At 31.5% G+C, this 18,113-nt stretch carries 16 protein-coding genes; 5 read left to right on the forward strand and 11 right to left on the reverse strand.

Annotated elements, in window-relative coordinates:
* Positions 1 to 5 precede the first annotated feature (5 nt).
* From HRU50_RS15090 to HRU50_RS15100, 3 genes are read right to left on the reverse strand one after another with little or no spacing between them, the layout of a single operon-like run.
* On the reverse strand, positions 6 to 854 hold the full coding sequence (locus tag HRU50_RS15090; RefSeq protein ID WP_296351984.1) for a sterol desaturase family protein: 849 nt from the start codon (positions 852 to 854) through the stop codon (positions 6 to 8).
* A gap of 5 nt (positions 855 to 859) precedes the next feature.
* A complete protein-coding gene (locus HRU50_RS15095; protein WP_296351987.1) occupies positions 860 to 1,759 on the reverse strand; it encodes a hypothetical protein in 900 nt (299 codons plus the stop codon).
* A gap of 48 nt (positions 1,760 to 1,807) precedes the next feature.
* Positions 1,808 to 2,302 (reverse strand): YkgJ family cysteine cluster protein, encoded by a 495-nt coding sequence (locus tag HRU50_RS15100; protein ID WP_296351989.1) that lies wholly within the window; start codon positions 2,300 to 2,302, stop codon positions 1,808 to 1,810.
* 54 nt (positions 2,303 to 2,356) lie between these two features.
* On the opposite strand from HRU50_RS15100, the gene HRU50_RS15105 reads away from it, so the two are divergent.
* Positions 2,357 to 3,055 (forward strand): methyltransferase domain-containing protein, encoded by a 699-nt coding sequence (locus tag HRU50_RS15105; protein WP_296351992.1) that lies wholly within the window; start codon positions 2,357 to 2,359, stop codon positions 3,053 to 3,055.
* An 80-nt stretch (positions 3,056 to 3,135) separates the two neighbouring features.
* On the opposite strand, the gene HRU50_RS15110 is transcribed toward HRU50_RS15105, so the two are convergent.
* Both HRU50_RS15110 and HRU50_RS15115 read right to left on the reverse strand, forming a co-directional pair.
* Positions 3,136 to 4,869, reverse strand: a complete 1,734-nt coding sequence (locus HRU50_RS15110; RefSeq protein ID WP_296351993.1) for a TonB-dependent receptor — start codon at positions 4,867 to 4,869, stop codon at positions 3,136 to 3,138.
* A gap of 52 nt (positions 4,870 to 4,921) precedes the next feature.
* On the reverse strand, positions 4,922 to 7,942 hold the full coding sequence (locus HRU50_RS15115) for a tetratricopeptide repeat protein (RefSeq protein ID WP_296351995.1): 3,021 nt from the start codon (positions 7,940 to 7,942) through the stop codon (positions 4,922 to 4,924).
* A 303-nt stretch (positions 7,943 to 8,245) separates the two neighbouring features.
* Here HRU50_RS15115 and HRU50_RS15120 point away from each other — a divergent pair, with 303 nt between their 5' ends.
* From HRU50_RS15120 to HRU50_RS15130, 3 genes are read left to right on the forward strand one after another with little or no spacing between them, the layout of a single operon-like run.
* Positions 8,246 to 8,929 carry an ATP-binding cassette domain-containing protein gene (locus HRU50_RS15120; RefSeq protein ID WP_296351997.1) on the forward strand — a complete coding sequence of 228 codons (684 nt, stop codon included), beginning with the start codon at positions 8,246 to 8,248 and terminating at the stop codon, positions 8,927 to 8,929.
* Positions 8,930 to 8,954: 25 nt separating this feature from the next.
* The gene (locus HRU50_RS15125) at positions 8,955 to 9,806 is read left to right on the forward strand and encodes a glycosyltransferase (RefSeq protein ID WP_296351999.1); all 852 of its coding nucleotides are present in this window, start codon (positions 8,955 to 8,957) and stop codon (positions 9,804 to 9,806) included.
* A 2-nt stretch (positions 9,807 to 9,808) separates the two neighbouring features.
* Positions 9,809 to 10,744 (forward strand): glycosyltransferase family 2 protein, encoded by a 936-nt coding sequence (locus tag HRU50_RS15130; RefSeq protein WP_296352002.1) that lies wholly within the window; start codon positions 9,809 to 9,811, stop codon positions 10,742 to 10,744.
* On the opposite strand, the gene HRU50_RS15135 is transcribed toward HRU50_RS15130, so the two are convergent.
* Both HRU50_RS15135 and HRU50_RS15140 read right to left on the reverse strand, forming a co-directional pair.
* Positions 10,730 to 11,140, reverse strand: coding sequence for an FdtA/QdtA family cupin domain-containing protein (locus HRU50_RS15135; RefSeq protein ID WP_296352004.1), 411 nt, complete (start codon positions 11,138 to 11,140; stop codon positions 10,730 to 10,732). The two genes, HRU50_RS15130 and HRU50_RS15135, sit on opposite strands and share 15 nt — an antisense overlap.
* Positions 11,127 to 12,224: a glycosyltransferase gene (locus HRU50_RS15140; protein WP_296352005.1), complete on the reverse strand. Its 1,098-nt coding sequence runs from the start codon at positions 12,222 to 12,224 to the stop codon at positions 11,127 to 11,129. Before HRU50_RS15140 ends, HRU50_RS15135 begins: the two co-directional genes overlap by 14 nt.
* A gap of 35 nt (positions 12,225 to 12,259) precedes the next feature.
* On the opposite strand from HRU50_RS15140, the gene HRU50_RS15145 reads away from it, so the two are divergent.
* Positions 12,260 to 13,411: a glycosyltransferase gene (locus tag HRU50_RS15145; RefSeq protein WP_296352008.1), complete on the forward strand. Its 1,152-nt coding sequence runs from the start codon at positions 12,260 to 12,262 to the stop codon at positions 13,409 to 13,411.
* Position 13,412: 1 nt separating this feature from the next.
* Here the strand turns inward: HRU50_RS15145 and HRU50_RS15150 are convergent, their stop codons facing one another.
* Genes HRU50_RS15150 through HRU50_RS15165 form a run of 4 tightly spaced genes read right to left on the reverse strand, consistent with a single transcriptional unit; the run spans position 13,413 to position 18,078 of the window.
* Complete coding sequence (locus HRU50_RS15150) at positions 13,413 to 14,693, reverse strand: O-antigen translocase (protein ID WP_296352010.1); 1,281 nt, start codon at positions 14,691 to 14,693, stop codon at positions 13,413 to 13,415.
* Between the two features lie 11 nt (positions 14,694 to 14,704).
* Complete coding sequence (locus HRU50_RS15155) at positions 14,705 to 16,012, reverse strand: O-antigen translocase (RefSeq protein WP_296352012.1); 1,308 nt, start codon at positions 16,010 to 16,012, stop codon at positions 14,705 to 14,707.
* On the reverse strand, positions 16,013 to 17,113 hold the full coding sequence (locus tag HRU50_RS15160; protein WP_296352013.1) for a DegT/DnrJ/EryC1/StrS aminotransferase family protein: 1,101 nt from the start codon (positions 17,111 to 17,113) through the stop codon (positions 16,013 to 16,015).
* Positions 17,110 to 18,078: a GNAT family N-acetyltransferase gene (locus HRU50_RS15165; protein ID WP_296352016.1), complete on the reverse strand. Its 969-nt coding sequence runs from the start codon at positions 18,076 to 18,078 to the stop codon at positions 17,110 to 17,112. Before HRU50_RS15165 ends, HRU50_RS15160 begins: the two co-directional genes overlap by 4 nt.
* Positions 18,079 to 18,113: the final 35 nt, after the last annotated feature.

Consider the following 18,113-nt stretch of genomic DNA (forward strand, 5'->3'; position numbering starts at 1 on the left):
ACAAGCTATTTCTCCACATCAGCAGTTAATGTAGGCTTTTCATATTTCTGAAAAGGTTGCTTTAATAGTTCGCCAATGTTTCCGTTTTTTTTCTCATCAGGAAATACATCTACACCATATACTATTTTTTCACGATCCATATACATATATGTGCCTAAAAGACGATCCCAAATGCTAAAAATATTACCATAGTTAGAATCTGTATAAGGTAAGCGATAATGATGATGTATTTTGTGCATATCTGGCGAAACGATTACATAGCTTAGAGCCTTATCGAGTCCTTTGGGCATCTTTATGTTTGCATGAGTAAATTGCGTAAAAATTAATGACATAGCCTGATACAGCATTACTAATGCAAAAGGCGTACCTACAGCAAATACACCAATTAATGTGAAAGTAAATCTAATGACACTCTCTATAGGATGATGTCTATTTGCCGTAGTTGTGTCTACCTTATGATCTGTGTGATGCACTAAATGCACCATCCATAATGGTTTTACTCTATGCTCAACATAATGTGCTAAATAAGCTCCAAAAAAGTCTAGCAATAGCACACCCAATAACGCATATAACCAAAGCGGTTGTTCTTCTGGCAATAACCAATTAATCACACCAAAATTATGTTCTGCAACCAAATTTGAGGACCAGAACAACAATGACGCCAAAGCAAAGTTTATGATAACCGTAGTTAGTGTAAAGAACAAATTCGGTAATGCATGTTGCCATTTATTATATTTAAACTTGAATAAGGGTAGTCCACCTTCTAAAAGCCAAAACAGTGTCAATCCACCAATTAAAATTAAGCTTCTGTGTGACGAAGGTATGGTGTCAAAATAATTAATGAAATCTTCCAAAAGAGTTACGAATTAAGATTAATAAGCAATTCTGCTTTTTTCAAATTTAAGGAAGAAATATCAGATTTCCATGCTTCGGCTTTTTCAGACTCCTTTAAACTCATGTATGCCGTATAATACAGAAATGCAACAAAAGGTTTATTACTTTCTAAAACATCTTTTTCTTTCATTTTCTTTAAACGTCTAATGACGCGCTTGGGACGTTTTAAATATAATGATTGTTGTATTTCCAATAGAACGCAACGTTGTTTTAAAACGTCTTTATCCGCTTCCTTTTCATCTCCAACAAAACCCACTGCTTCCTTAAGATATATATCAGAAAGTTTTACAATTTCCTTTCTTGCATCCCTATGTAAATACAAGCTCATATCAAGGTACTTAGAAGCTAAAAAATATGCCGAATAAAAACTCTTTTCATTTTTGTAGGTCTCTAATTCACTCTGCATGAATGCTGTATTTAATGAATATTTCTGAATAATTTTAGAAACATTCTGAATCTCGTCAGTGAAACTAGTAACATTGAGAATGTTTCCATTAATATCGAGAATTTTTATTGAGTCATCATTAAACTTATTCATGTAAGCAAGACTACGCTTTCCCTTGAGCTTATTATACCATTTTTCATACTCATACTCACTAACAATTACAGGTACAAAATGCTCCCAAATTAATGGACTGATTTCTTCATCCTCAAACAAATTATAAATTAGAACTTTATTCCCTTTTTGATTATAAACATAAACCGGATACTGATATTGTGTGGATTCTTCCCATACCATTAACACCATTTTATTTTGCACTTGCGCTAATCGTTGAGCGATACCTAAGTTGGTCATCCACTCTTGCGAAGACGTAAATTGAAATCCAAAGCATAATAATAAGACAAAAAAGACAGGTCGTTTCATATATTTTTTTCGTTTTTTAATGCAATTATTATTCCGAATACCAATAAACTAGAAAGTGATTTTTTTCTTCATTTCTTCTACGATATTATGAGCCGCTGGGCAAATGGCAACATTCTTCAGTGTAAGGTTAGAAATCTGCTGAAACTTCTTTCTATCGGTATGAGGAAATTCTCTGCAAGCCTTAGGTCTTACATCATAAATTGAACAGTAATTATCTGCACCAAGAAAAGTACAAGGTACGGCTTGCAGTACATAATCATTGTCCTCATCAATTCTGAGATAGGTTTCAATAAATTGTTGTGGTTTCATCCTAAAATGCTTCGAAATTCTCTGAATATCTTTCTCTGTGAATAACGGCCCAGTAGTTTTACAACAATTGGCACATTCTAAACAATCCGTCCGCTCAAACTCATTTTCATGCAACTCTTGCATGATATAGTCTAGCTGTTTAGGTGGTTTTTTCTTTAGCTTAGTAAAGAAGGTTTTGTTTTCCTTATGTTTATCTTTGGCGAGCTTAGGTAGATTATTGATGATGTCTTGCATAATGTAAAGATAAACAGAATGAAGTGCTGAATCAAGTTGAGCATAACAATTACTATGAATAAAGATATATTTGGAAAGGCCTTATTAGACTATCAGAACAACAACTATTCTGAAGACATAATTACCTGGACGAACATCTCTGATAAAGATGAGTTGCCAATACCTTATTTATTTCGGTCCTTTTCTGAAATGCCAAAACTGGAACAAAAAGCACTTAAACTTGCTAAAGGAAAAATCCTTGATGTTGGTTGCGGTGCAGGCAATCATTCACTTTGGCTGCAAAACAAAGGTTTTAGCATTAAAGGAATTGACAGCTCTAAAGGCGCAATTGAAGTATGCAAAATACGTGGTGTTATAAATACCGAATTAAAACCGCTTTTAAAAGAAACTGAAACCTTTGACACCATTTTACTTTTAATGAATGGTACTGGGATTTTTCAAGAACTATTTCAGGTTTCTAAATATCTGAAGCATTTAAAATCTTTATTAAATCCTAATGGACAAATTTTAATTGACTCTAGCGATATTAAGTACATGTTTGAAGATGAAGATGGTGGCACTTGGATAGATTTAAATAGTCGCTATTATGGCGAACTCGATTATTACCTCAGCTATAAAGGAGAAGAAGAAAATCCTCTAAAATGGCTATACCTAGATTTTGAAACTTTACATGCTGCTTGCCAAACCGCAGATCTCAAATGTCAAAAAATAATGGATGGTGAGCATTATGATTATTTGGCAAGATTGTATTAAACAATCAATTTTTCCAAACCTGATATGGATTCTTAATTATTAGTTTTCTTCCTTTACAAGAATAACACATTTCTCTAGGATTAAAAATCAAATTGATACGTTGCACCAGCCAACGCTTGAAAACCTTGCACAGGGAAATTTAAGAATCTTTGATAATCTTGACTCAAAATATTATTCACTTTTGCAAATACAGATAATTGGTCATTAATTTTATAACCTACATGGGCATTAGCATCAAAGAAACTATCTAAAGTAATAGTTGTTGGTGTTGTATCTATCAATATTCCTGTAACACCTAATTGGTCTTTTCGTTCCCCAACATATAATGCACTTACACCTGCAAACCATTGTTCAGAAAGTTGAACATCCATAAAAATAGAACCTGTTACAGTTGGTAAATTCCATGCTTCAGCTTGGTTATCTACGTTGTAATTAAAATATTCACCTTTAATGCCTAGAGTAAAATTTCTATTGATATCTATATTTAATTCGCCAGCTACGGAAAACGTAGTGACATCGTCATAAACTACATTAAATGAATTTCCAAACTCATAAGGCGTATTATCTGTAGGCATTTCTACTCTATCATTTGCCTTAAACAAGGCTTTATTCTCCTCAGCAAAATAATTTCCTCTAACATTATAACTCACATTATGAGATAACTTTCCTTTTAAACCTATAAAACCATTGTAACGCTGATCTGTCGGTGTGATTAATAATGTTGGAGAAACAAATGGATTTTGAGTTGCAAAATCATAATAAGAGTTTTGCTGTAATTGCCCTGTGATTCCACCATAAGCTATGAGTACCTCATTCACAAGCCTGTATGTTGCTTCGATATTTGGGTATATAAAAAACTTATTATCGCTAAACTCAGTATCGTTAAGAAATATAAAACTTGCACCAAGATTAACTGTTAAATCATCTTGTTTTAGCTGGTAAGATGGTGATAACCCAAATGTAACGTTACCGTAGTTTATCCCATCTCCACCAAAAAATCCTTGCTCAAAACTTCCACCTATATAATCTATATAGAAATCTGTATTTATGTCTTCACCTTGTATCGGCACATTAAAATTAGCCTTAGCAACAAATCTATTTTCACCAGAATCAAAATCATCTGCAAATCGTCTGAAGCGTATACTACCTTCATTGATAATAGCATCATCAAAACGCAACTTACCCCCTAAATTAAAGCTGTTAAAAGCATGTTTAGCAGCATCTTCTGCTATTGGTGCTGCTGTAAAAGTATCGGCTGGCAAACCATACCAATTGTAGGTCATTACATTAAATCCACCATTCACTTTCCATGAAAAATCTCTTAATTTTTCAGAATAATGAGCGTTAATATTAGTGATTGAAAAGTTATCATCTAAAAGCACCTCATTAATGCCACCTTGTGAAGAATGATGACTAAAATATCCACCAACATTTTGAGTACTACTAATTTCATGATTTAAATACACTTCACCTAAAATAGTCGTATATGTTCCTACACCTAATGACGCATAATTATCGTATAATTTCACTGGCTTTGCTTTATCAACAGTTGCTGCTTTTCCTTTCGCTGGTGTAAAAGTCGACGCCACAGGTATTGAGAAAATATTGTATTTGACTTCTTTTTTCTTCACTGTATTAGAGTCATTTAATTTCGGTATATCTTTTATTTTAAAGGCATCTGAAATTGTAGGCGTATATGGTTTTATAACATTAACAACTTGGTCATCAATGGTGTCTTTTTTCTGCTCTTGAGCATTCAAAAATGATACACTACTTGATATGGTGATTATAAAAATTAAAAATTTGATTTTCATAAGTTATATTTTGATTGTACTTCGACTATGAAATTCTTGCTTGCGCAGGAATTTAGTCTTCTGTTTCAATTGATGAATTTGTTTTTGCTTCTTCCGTTTTAATGATATTCAGTTCTTCAGTAGCTTCTTGGACGACATCTTCAAAATCAGGGAAATTAGAAATTACACTTTCTAAAATATATGTCGCCTGAAATGCATCACCCAAAGCATAGAAATTTTTCGCCATAACAACTAGCCCTTTTGCACTGTAATATTTATAACTACTATAATCCTTTGCTAATTTTTGAATCGTTGTATTGGACACTTCAAACTTTGATTCTTTATTCTGAAAAAATCCTTTGTAATACAATGCTTCTGCAGCCACGCTTCCGGTTGCTATTTTCTCAACGTCTGCATAGGCATTTTTTGCTTTTGCTTCGTTACCAGTTTTTATTGCTGAACGTGCGATGATTATTTTGGCATCACTCATTACTTTATTATCTAAGTTTTTATTTGCAAGTACTTTTTCAGCATAAGATTCTGCCTTAGAATAATCTTCTGTTTGGTAATAAGCATTCATCAAGTTAGATTGTGCATACAATACATTTTGAGGATAATCAGCTTCCGTTTCGAGTGTTGCTAAAACAGGAATTGCCTCCGACCAATTAGAATCGTTGAGATAAATTTCACAAAGCTTAACTGTAGCTTGTTCTGTATATTCACTCTTTGCAGCTTCTACAACATATTTATAATGTGGTTGCGCATTATCAAACAAGTCTTTTTTGTAATACAATTGCGCTACATAGAAATGCGATTTTAAAGCATGAATACCATTTGGAAACTGATTTAGATATTTGTTAAACTGCTTTATCGCCTTATCTGTATCATTATCTAAATACGGCTTTTCAGCTGCTAAATACATCGTATTATCTAATTCTACATCTGTAACATCAACATAATCTAAAGACTGTACCCAAGAGGCATACTCATCTACTCTGCCTAAATCGATATAAATTAAACGTGCAGTAGATACTGCTTGCACTGCTTCGCCAGAACCTGGAAAATCTGACGCTACTTTTTTGAACTTACTTAATGCTAATTCGTTATCATTTCTGTTGTAATACACCAAACCTTGACGCAATAAAGACTTAGACGCAAACGCACTTCTTTTATACTCGGTATTTAATCTATCATACATCTTTAAAGCTTCATCTGCCTTGTTAGATTTCACATATGAGTTTGCTAATTCATACATCGCATCATCTCGTAAAGCAGACTTTTTATAAGTCTTTATAAATGCATTTAATTCTGAAATCTTCTTAGAACCTTTACCTAAATATCCATGACTCATAGCCTTTTGAAACGCCGCATAATCCGTTTCAATTTCATTAATCTGAATTGCCCTATCATAGGCATTAATTGCATTATTGTATTTGCTAGACACAAAATAGCCATCCGCTAATCTTAAATACGCATCATTTCTGCGTAATCTGTCACCATTATTTTGGTCAATAAATTTTTGAAAATACTTAGAAGCGTTATTGTAATCTTTCAGTTTAAAATAGGTATAACCTAAGTTGTAATCCAGATTCTCAGTTTCAATCGGCCTAACAGGCAATTGCATGTTCTTAAACTCTTTAAAGCTTAATAACGCATCATTATAATTGGTAAGATTGTACTCCGTTTCTGCTTTCCAGTATGTTGCCCTTGCAACAAACACAGGTACTCTTGGTTCTTTTAAAGAATTATTGAATAGCTCTAAAGCTTCTCTATATTTAGTCTCATTGTATAGTTCAAGACCTCTGAAAAAAGCTACTTTTTGATAAGCTACTTTATTTTCGAAACTGTTTTTGCCTTTTAATAAAACTAAAGCTTCTTTATAGTTTTTAGAAGTGATGTAAGAATCTATCAATAATGTTTCTATTTCAGTTCTATACGGTGTTTCAGGATATTTATCTAAATAACCCGAGAGTACTTGTGGCACAGACTCATAGGCATTCCCAATTTCATAACTAATCTTAGCATAGTTTAACCACGCATCTTCCTGAATTTTAGTATCATAATCCATTTCCGATGCATTTCTAAAGGCATTAAGTGCTTCCTGCTTTTTATCTAAGTTGATGTAGCTTTCTCCTAAATGATAATACGCGTTTTGAGCTACAGCATTATCACCATCTATAATTTTATTAAACTCTGAAATAGCTTTCTCAAAGTCATTCTGCTTGTAATATGCATATCCTAATTGGTAAAAATCCGTATTATTCCATTTTCCCTTTTTGCCTTTGTAGGCTTCAAGATATGGAATGGCTTCCGCATATTTTTCGAGATTAAAATAGCTTTCCCCTATAATTTTAGAAAGTTCTGATTCCTCAGCACCTCTACTTTTTGGTAATTGCTCTAAAGCAAGTTCAATAGCTTTATCAAATTTTCCTAATTTAAAATTTAAATCTGCCTGATAATAAGACAGTTTCTCTTTATACTTTTCGTTATCACTTACTTGATCAAAATATTCATTAGCTTTATCATAGTCATCACCTTCATAAGCCATATAACCGATATAATATTTAGCCTGAGAACCATATTCTTTAGAATTAATCACTCTGTTTAAATACTTCGTTGCCTGCTTTTCACTTTTTGTAGAATACAACGTATAGCCATAATTAAAGTTAAATCGATCTCTTTCTGAACGTGCAATCGCTAACTCATCTACTTTTTGATACCATTTACGAGCATAAGCGTATTTCGAATTTTCAAAATAATAATCAGCGACATCCATATAGGCTGTATTACGTTTTGTACTCGTTGGATATTCCTCAACAAAAGTGGTTACTAATTCGTCTGCATTTTTTTGATTTAATCGTACAGCACAATTAGCGATGTAGTACGAACAATCAGATTCTAAAACAGCGTCTTCCGTCGTTGATTTGATATCGTCAAATAGCGCTTGTGCAGCTTTATATTGCTTGTTATTGTATAGGGTTAATGCTTTCTGATAATCTTTAAATTCGCTTGTATAAACCGCAGATTGTTGGGACATACTGAATAAGGAAAACATTAGAAAAACGAGAATAAATAGTCTTTTTTGAAGTGGCATTAGGATCGTTTTTTGATTATTATTAATCTCTTTATTAAAGATCTAAATAGTTTTGTCTATTTATAAATATTACATTTTTTTCTTTTAACAATTGCTGTTGCTAATACAACGATTGTCTACATCAAATATATATGATTACAAAAGCTATAACGATAGATTTTGTGTATAATTATAAACTGACTTATTAAATGTTAAATTCATATAATTAAAACTATACAACCAACGTTAAACATTCTGAAACTACATTTGATAATTGATTTTAGAAATAATACTTTTACGCTAATCAAATTTTAAGCCAAAACAATGTCTGAAACGGTTTTACAACTCAAAGGTGCTACAATTTACCAAGGTGGAAACATGGTATTATCTAACGTTAATTTTGAAATGCAAAAAGGCGATTTTGTATACCTCATAGGAAAAACCGGAAGTGGTAAAAGTAGTTTTATGAAAACACTTTATGGCGATTTGGAATTGACTGAAGGCGAAGGTGCGGTTGTAGATTTTAATTTACGAACCATGAAAGAAAAGGACATTCCGTTTCTGCGCAGAAAACTCGGTATTGTTTTTCAAGATTTTAAATTGCTTCCTGATAGAACCATAAACGGAAACTTAGAATTTGTGCTTAAAGCTACAGGTTGGAAAGACAAAAACGACATTAAAAATCGCATTGAAGCCGTGCTTGATAAAGTAGGCATGAAAACTAAAGGCTTTAAATTTCCACACGAACTTTCTGGTGGTGAGCAACAGCGTATTGCTATTGCGAGAGCCTTACTTAATGATCCTGAATTGATATTAGCTGATGAACCAACAGGGAATTTAGACCCACAAACTAGTGTTGAAGTTATGGAAGTCCTTCAAGACATTAATAAAAACGGAAACACCATTTTAATGGCTACTCACGATTATGCTTTGCTTTTGAAATACCCAAGTAAAACCCTTAAATGTGATGAGAACAAGGTTTTTGAAGTGGTACAAAGGAAAGTGTAGCTCTTTTTTGAATTCCTAAAATGAAATGCTTTCAATCCTAATACCAACATATAATTACAACAGCGTTACTCTAGTTACGGAACTTCATAAACAGTGTAATGATAGTGGTATAACGTATGAAATCTTAGTGTTTGATGATGATTCATCAGAAAAATTTAAGATAGTGAACAGAGCTATAAATAATTTAAGCAATTGTACCTACAAGGAACTTGAATTGAATATTGGAAGAAGTGCTATTAGGAATATGCTTGCTAAAAGTGCAAAATTCGATAACTTAATTTTTTTGGATTGCGATGTATTGCCAAAATCGAATGACTTCATAAGTACCTATCTCAATAATTTGGACAAAGACATCATCTATGGTAGCGTAACAAACACATTAGAAAAACCGCAAAAACCTAAAAGACTAAGATGGCTTTACACCAAAAAAAGAGAACAAAAATCAGAGTGTTCCTCAAATTTTTACATTAAAAAAGTAATCATCCTTCAAAATACATTCGATGAAAGCATTGACAAATATGGCTATGAGGATGTCCTCTTTTTTAGTTCCATAAAGAAAAATGGTTTTATCATATCGTCTTTGAACAATCCCGTAATTCATCTAGATAATGAAAGTGCCTCTATTTTTATAAATAAGGTAGAAACTAGTCTAAAAACCTTAAAGGAGCTCATTGATAAAGGCAATCTAAACGAAACCAATTCTAAGATATATTATTATTATAAAATTATTGATTCGTGTGGTTTGAAAGGTTTACTAAAACTATTCTTTAAAACACTAAATCCACTAATGATTAAGAATTTTAATTCGTCTAGCCCTTCATTGTTTTTATTTGATATCTATAGATTAGGTTATTTTAGCATTATAAACACAAAATAATAATGGCTTACTTTTCTATTGTCATACCGCTCTACAATAAAGAAAGCTATATTGAAAATACAATTAAAAGTGTACTAAAACAAGATTTTGAAGACTTTGAAATTATTATTGTAAATGATGGTTCAACCGATAATAGCCTTAATTTATTAAATCAGTTTACTGACCCCAGAATTCATATAATTAAGCAAAAAAATCAAGGAGTATCTTCAGCAAGGAATAATGGTATTTTAAATTCAACAGGGCAATACATTGCACTCCTTGATGCGGATGACCTATGGTATCCTGATCATCTTACAGAGTTAAAAAATCAAACTTTAAAATTCCCAGATGCTGGTCTTTTTTGCAGTAATTATGAAGTCTTTCTAGATGAATTTATTGTAAAACCCGCACAATTTAATTTTCAGTTTAAAAACAACATATTAATCATTGACAACTTTTTTGAAGCTAGCGCAATCAACTGTGTGGCATGGACCTCGGGAGTAGCATTTAGAAAAAAACAATTTCAAGAACTAGGAGGATTTGATGTAACATTAGACACCAACGAAGATCTTGATCTTTGGATTAAATTTGGTTTAAATCACGACATATCCTTTAACCCAAAAATAACTATGACCTACAAGGCTTATATCAATGACAGCCTTACGAAGGTTGAAACTAACTATACACGTCTCAATTTTTTAAATCGCTTTATCACTGAAGAAAAAACAAATCCATCTTTAAAGTATTTTCTTGATATTAACAGATATGCATTAGCTATTCGTTGTAAAATTTTAAAAGAGAGAGACATTTATTCAGCTGCCAAAGGTTCTATTTTAATGAAGAATTTAAATCTTAAACAGCAATTTTTAATCAACAGTCCAAGAAGACTCATTGTTCTATTCAAAGGCCTACAAAAATGGTTGATTAAAAGAAATGTCTATTTATCAGCCTTTAGATGATTTAAAAACATCAAAGTCCCTAATATAATCTGCTTCTTCAAACTCAGTTGAAGCTAAGACTAAACAAACGGATCCTGAAGAAAAATTTTCAATCTCACGCCAAATTCCTGTTGGTAAGAGCAACCCTTGATTAGGTTTATTTAAAAGTATCTTTTTCCTTTCCTTACCATCATCTATAATCACAGTAAAACTTCCACTTAATGCTATTATGACTGATTCTTGTGTTTTATGCGCATGTCCACCTCTGTAACTATCACTTGGTACATCGTACAAATAATAAACTCTTTGAATTTTGAATGGAATTATAGCTTTCTCGATAACGGCCAAACTTCCTCTTTCATCATGAACCTTAGGTATTTCAACAACATTGCAATCTTGTATTCTACTTTGTTTCATTTTCTATTAAAGATTTCCATTTACTTGTAATTGCATTAACATTGAGATGAGCAACACTTTCTGTAGCATTTTGCTTGCAATCTAGATATAGTTTTTCATCGTTCAAAAATAAATTAAAAGCTGATGACAATGCTGATTTATCATTCGATTTTACAAGTAATCCATTTTTATTGTGATGTATCACTTCTCTTGGCCCAGATTCACAATCTACAGAAACAACTGGTGTACCAACAGCTAAGGACTCTATAATACTCATTGGAAATCCTTCGTAATTACTACTTAGCACCGTAAACTTTGCGTGTTTTACGTATGGAAACGGATTAGGATTATAACCCATAAAAATCACCATATTCTGGAGTTGCATGGTATCTACCAAATCTTTTAAATAAGCTAAATCTTCACCTTTACCCAACAATATTAGTTTAATATTTTTTTCAACTAATTGCGAAATGGCATAACTTTTAATTAATAATGTCAAATTTTTTGATGCTTCTTCAAACCTACCAAAGTAAAGGATATATTGATAAGATAAGTCTAATTTATAAGCTTCAGATTTAACTTTGAGTTCTTCTAAATTTATCGGATTATGAATGTAGTGTACATTATTAAAACAAAACTCATCAATAACTTTCTGTTTAATACTCTTACTGACACCAACAAATTCCTTATTATGTTTATATATAATTTCTGCTTTATTTTTAGAATCAGGAAAATAATTATATATGTTATAATTATGTATCATCGATATCACCCTGGACTGGTTATAAAGCAAGCGATAAATCAAAAATTCTTTAAAAAAACTTCGTCGTGCTCTATTATCAATAATGATATCAAACTTTTCTTTTTTGAAAAACCGACGCATCACTACCAATTTTTTAAAATTACGCTTAGACTTTGATTCTATTTCTAAATTGAATAATTGACCAGCATATTTATAATCAATGCAATTCTTAGTTGATACTATGAAAACATCATAGCCTAAATTAATTAAGATATGAGATAATGTCGCAGAAAAACGTTCTGTTCCACCATCACTTAATGATGTTGCAACAACACAAATTTTTAAATTATTATGTTTTGGCATTAACACTTATCTTTAGCCCAAATGTAATAATATTAATGAAGATACTACTTGTAGGCGAATACAATAAAGCCCATTTAAACATTAAAAAAGGCTTAGAGAATTTAGGGCATGAAGCCACAGTAGTTGGTACTAGAGATGGTTTTAAGAATGTTGAAGTTGATATTGAGATTAAAGACCATTTCACAAGTTTTTTTCTTAAAAAACTGAGAGTACTTCTTTTCTTGCTTTTTAAAATTGATCTTTTTGCCATTTCTGTGAAAAGACAGTTTAAAAATAATAAAGCCCAACTCTCAAATTACGATATCGTTCAACTCATAAACGAAGCACCATTTCATTTTAACAGACGAAGTCATCTTCAAATTTTTGAATGGCTCTTTGAATGGAATAAATGTCCGTATTTTTTATTGTCATGTGGACTCGATTACCCAAGTGTAAAATACGCCTACGACAAAAAGTTTAGATATTCTATATTAACACCATACTTTGAAGGCAAAGGCACTAAAAAGGACTTCTCACCAGCATTAAGCTATCTTACGAAAGAACATATTAAACTTCATAAAGTATTATTTAATAAAATTGAAAGTGTAATTTCAAATGATTTAGATTACCACATTCCACTAATAAATCACCCCAAGTACTTAGGCATGATTCCGCATGCCATAAACTTAAACGAACTCAAATTTATTCAGCCAAAAGTTGATGATAAGGTTATCATTTTCCACGGTATTAACACCTTTAATTATTTTAAAAAAGGGAATGACATTTTCGATAATGCCTTAAAGTTGGTTCAAGAAAAATTTGGTAATAAAGTAGAAATAGATATTGTTAAAAATCTTCCTTACAAAGAATACATTTCTCGGTTTAATCGATGCCACATCTTGTTAGACCAAGTCTATGCATACGATCAAGGTTTTAATGCCTTGGAAGCAATGGCAAAAGGTAAAGTAGTATTTACTGGAGCTGAACAAGAATGGTTAGACCTCTATAATCTAGAAGAAGATACCGTTGCTATTAATGCTCTACCAGATGCAAATGCAATTGCGGAAAAACTTGAATGGTTAATTGAAAATCCTCAGAAAATTGAAGATATTTCTATTAGCGCTAGAAATTTTGTAAAACAACATCATGATCATGTTGAATGTGCAAGGCAATATCTAAAAAAATGGAAAGCTTCTACTGTTAAATAGTCTACTTATCTCTATTAAAATGACGCAGTACCAAAAATAAAACTACAGCGAAATACACTACGTATCTCAATAAATGAGCTATAGGAATTGCTTCTAATCCTAAAGAATCTAAAAGTAATATTGATAAACCAAAAAATAATAAGTGAGAAAGTAGTTCAGAAAACACAAAGGCGTAAACCATTTTCTTAGCTAAAAATTGAGATGCCAAAATTAAGGACGCTAAACGTACAAAATCGCCCAATAACTGCCATTTAAAAAGTGGCGCCATAGCCGAATAGTCATCCTTAAATTGAATATCTATTATAAAAAACCTAAACACATAAATCAATAACATTCCACAAGCAAATAATGGAAGTATTGTCTTATAAATTTTGCCTAATTCTTTGGTAAACTCAATTCTATCGGATATTTGAGCAAACCTAGGTAGCACATAAAGCGTTAAAATAGCATTGATAAATACCATGTAATTTTTAGAAAGCAACAATAAGCCAGTCCAAATACCTGCTTCATCTCCACCTAACTTTTCTTCAACCGAATTTCTTACCCAAACCTCTACTTCATTCAATATTATAGTTGAGGCAAAACTCATCAGGGTAAATGCTAGCAAAGGTTTAGCATACGGAATTTTCAGCTCAATTTCCTTAACCTTTACAAATTCCTTAAAAATCTGCACCATAACAAACAGCATAACAATCACCTGAATGATTGGTGTTATAGCTATCGCGAATATGACTCCTTCAAATTGCTTCTGATATAAGAAAATAATCATTAAACCTGAAGAAATCAGATAAGCAAACAATTCAATCTTAGAAAACTTCTTATAAAGTGAAAGACCACTCACAAAACCATTAAAAACACGCTGTATACTTATAAAAGGCACAACTACAGCGGTAATTTTGATTAAATATGCGTAAGTGCTAGAACCAAAATACTTTTCAGAGAAGAAATCAGCTCCAAAAAACAATATCAAAAACGCAGTTATAGAACCAATAAGAATAAAAACAGTAGTTGTTGAGAATAGCTTTTGAAGTTCCTTATTGTTGTTTTTATGTTCAGAAACATACTTTACAATACCATTAAACACACCAAATGAAGTAAATGAGGACAATTGTGCAATTAAATTTCTAAAATTACCTATTTGAGCATATTGCGTTTTAGAAACAATACCTGAAATCTCACGTTGTAGAAAAAAACCAATAATTAACCTAATTATAATAACTACGGCATTAAGCGAAGTCATCTTTAGTAGTAAATTCTGTGAAATAAATTTTGGAAGTTTCACTTAAGGTCGTTTTAATATTCTTCTAGTCCATCATCATTTAGTACTCCAAATAGAGAACTACCGAAGACAAATAATATTATTAAAAAGTGCATTAAATAACTCAAGCAATGTCCCATAACTGCACCTTCAAGTCCAAATTCGTCAATTAAATACACACTAGAAATATACATTATTACAAAAAGGAAAATCTCCAGAATAATAAAGTGTGTAAACATTTTTTTAGCTAAGAATTGGTAAGCAATTACCATTGATAATACCCGGATGAAATCACCTAACACCTGATAACCAAATAAGTTTTCAATTGGTCTAAATTCTTCTGTAAAAAGCACAGTTACTAAAAAAGAGCGACTTAGATAAACTAGCAATAGTATTACCGCTAAAATTGGCATTACTGTTTTATAAAAACTAAATATTTCTCTCCTAAATTCTTGACGCGAACTAATTTCCGCGAATCTTGGAAGAATATATAGTGCCATTAAAGAGTTAATAAACATTAGATAATAATCTGATACACGAGTAACTGCTGTCCAATAACCTGCTTCTTTTATTCCAATCTCTGAAACTAAATAATTTCTAATTATGATAAACACAATTGGTAATGCAATTGAAGAAACTAATGCCATAATCATATTAGAACTTAACTTTTTAAGAATAGAAAAGTCTATAGCTGATATCTGTATATAGGTCATTAAGTTCTTTCTAAAAGCTATACCGACCACTGAAATCAACAAGTTTAATGCCGGAGTAATAACTACTGCAACTAAAGCACCATCTATCTTCTCTTGCTTTATAAGTAATAAAGTTACTAGAAGTCCTAAAACCTGGCTCGTAATATTAATAACTAAAAGTATTCGATACTTAGAATAACCATTCATTATAGAGAAAATGAACATGTTTAGCGCATAAAAAGGTAATACTAGCGCAAACGTTTCAATGATGTAGGCATAATTAAAGTTTGGAAAAATAAAGTCATTAATAAATTTTGCATTGTAAAAACACAAAAATGAAACAACCATTGTAATAAAAAAACCAAAATAAAATACTGTAGATAAGGTCTTGGTAAGTTCTTTAATTTGGTTTTTTGACTTTCCTATAAACTTTACAAAACCATTATAGAGACCTGCAATAGATAAAGACTGAAGCGTACTAATAAAGTTCCGTAGGTTACCTATTAAGGTCATACCTTCAGGTCCAATAAACATGGCAATAAACTTTGTAATGAGTATTCCTGAAATGATTTTAATACTAACATTTGCAGTATTAAGGTTTGCTGACTTTACAAGGACATTGTCATTTATATACTGAAAAAACTTCTTCAATTAATATCTGTTTACTACTTCAACAACAGTTTTAACTTCTACTTCAGTCATTACTGGACTGATTGGCAAACTTAAAATTCTTTTATGAATTTGCTCTGTAAATGGTAAAGATAAATTAGAATATTCAGATAACGCCTTTTGTTTATGTGGTGGAATTGGATAATGAATCAACCAACCGATATTATTTTTAGTTAAATATTGAGAGAATTCTTCACGATCTTCAACCTCTACAACAAAAGCATAAAACACATGGTTTTCATCCTGGCTATGATTTGATATCATAATCTTTGGATTATCTATGTCCCTTAAATACTCACGAGCGATTTCTCTTCTTCTACGATTGTCTTCATCCAACGTATTTAATTTAATACTCAAAAATGATGCTTGAATATCATCTAAGCGACTATTAAAGCCTACAATATCATTGACATACTTTTTGTTACTTCCATAATTACTAAGGAGTTTGATGACCTCATACAATTCTGAATCGCTCGTAGTAACTGCACCTCCATCACCAAGACAACCTAAGTTCTTACTAGGATAAAAACTAAATGCCGCAGCGTCGCCAATATTTCCAGCTTTATTATTTGAATTATCCTTAGCACCATGAGCTTGAGCTGCATCTTCAATTAAGAGTAAATTATTTGCTTCAGCTAATTTCTTTAAACCTAAAACATCAGCTAATTGTCCATAAAGATGTACAACAATTAAAGCCTTAACATCTTTACTCAAATACTTCGTTACAGTATCTGCCGAAAGATTATATGTTTCAGGGTTTGGTTCTACAAAAACCGGCTCTAACCCAGCATGTAGTACCGATAAAATTGTCGCGATAAATGTATTAGCAGGCACAATAATCTTATCGCCTTTTTTTAACTTCCCAAGTTGGATATATCCTTTTAAAATTAGGGTTAGAGCATCTAGTCCGTTAGCGACACCAATACAATGCTTAGTACCACAATATCTAGCAAATTCATTTTGAAAATGCAATACGTTTTTTCCTAAAACAAAATGCGACGTATCTAAAGACTTTTGAAGAGCATCCTCAAATTCTGATCGGAAACGGTCATTGATTTTATGTAAGTCTAAAAATGTAATCATACAAACACATCATTTAACAACGCATAGTTTTCTGTTTTAATTGTATAAAATCCTTGTGACATAGACCTAGCTCCGAAACCTTCTTTCCAATACTTTAGCCCTTGATTGATCTGTTGACCTTCATTGGTATTTGAAATACCAAAATTAAAATAGGGTTTCCCAATAAAGACCTCATCAAGTAAATATTGATGTAGAAAATCTAAACTACCTAAGGTGTTTTTATCCGCATTTCCAGAAATATATTGACTATGAGCAACATTATTAGTTTCAAAAATTGTTGTACCAGCAACAAGTTCTTCTTTATGATACACATTAAATTGTCGAATCTGATTAGGAAACCTTGATTTTAAAAGTGTAATTTCTTCTAAACTATGCACAGGTTTAACCTCATGTTTTATATCTAAGTTTGGAATTAAAACTGTATTCCAAAACTCAGTAAAACCTTCTACTTCTTTAACAACAAGTTCGTTTTTTTCTCCTCTTTTATATCCGTTTTTCCTACTACGCGAATAGTGTTTAAATCGCATATCTAACGTTGAATGCATATCCATTCGATCTAATGATGCATTCAATTTAAAACATAGATAATTTAATGGATTATTAGTTTGATTTTCTAAAAAAATGCTTGGTAACTCCTTGATAGTAATTGACTTTACACCTTGTTCTGAAAGAAACTTTAAAACAGCTTTAAAAATTAGAATATAATCTTCGGTTTTTAAAACTGATTTATGAATTAATCCACCATAGGTCAACCCTTGATGAGAATAAACCGTGTCACCAACTTTATTCAATGGCAATAGAGCAACAAGAGATTCCTCATTGTAAACCATTAAGGAATGATCCTTGAATCTATCACTATGGTAATCCATAAAATCTCTATGGAACAGAAAGGTTTGTTGGTTACTTTCTGAAAGAAAAGTATTCCATTTATTCTTGCTAGACAGATGATATTGTTTTATATTCATTAATGAAAAATGAATTTACTTTTATATTTTTTTGA

The organism is Winogradskyella sp., assembly GCF_013213835.1.
Lineage (GTDB): Bacteria > Bacteroidota > Bacteroidia > Flavobacteriales > Flavobacteriaceae > Winogradskyella.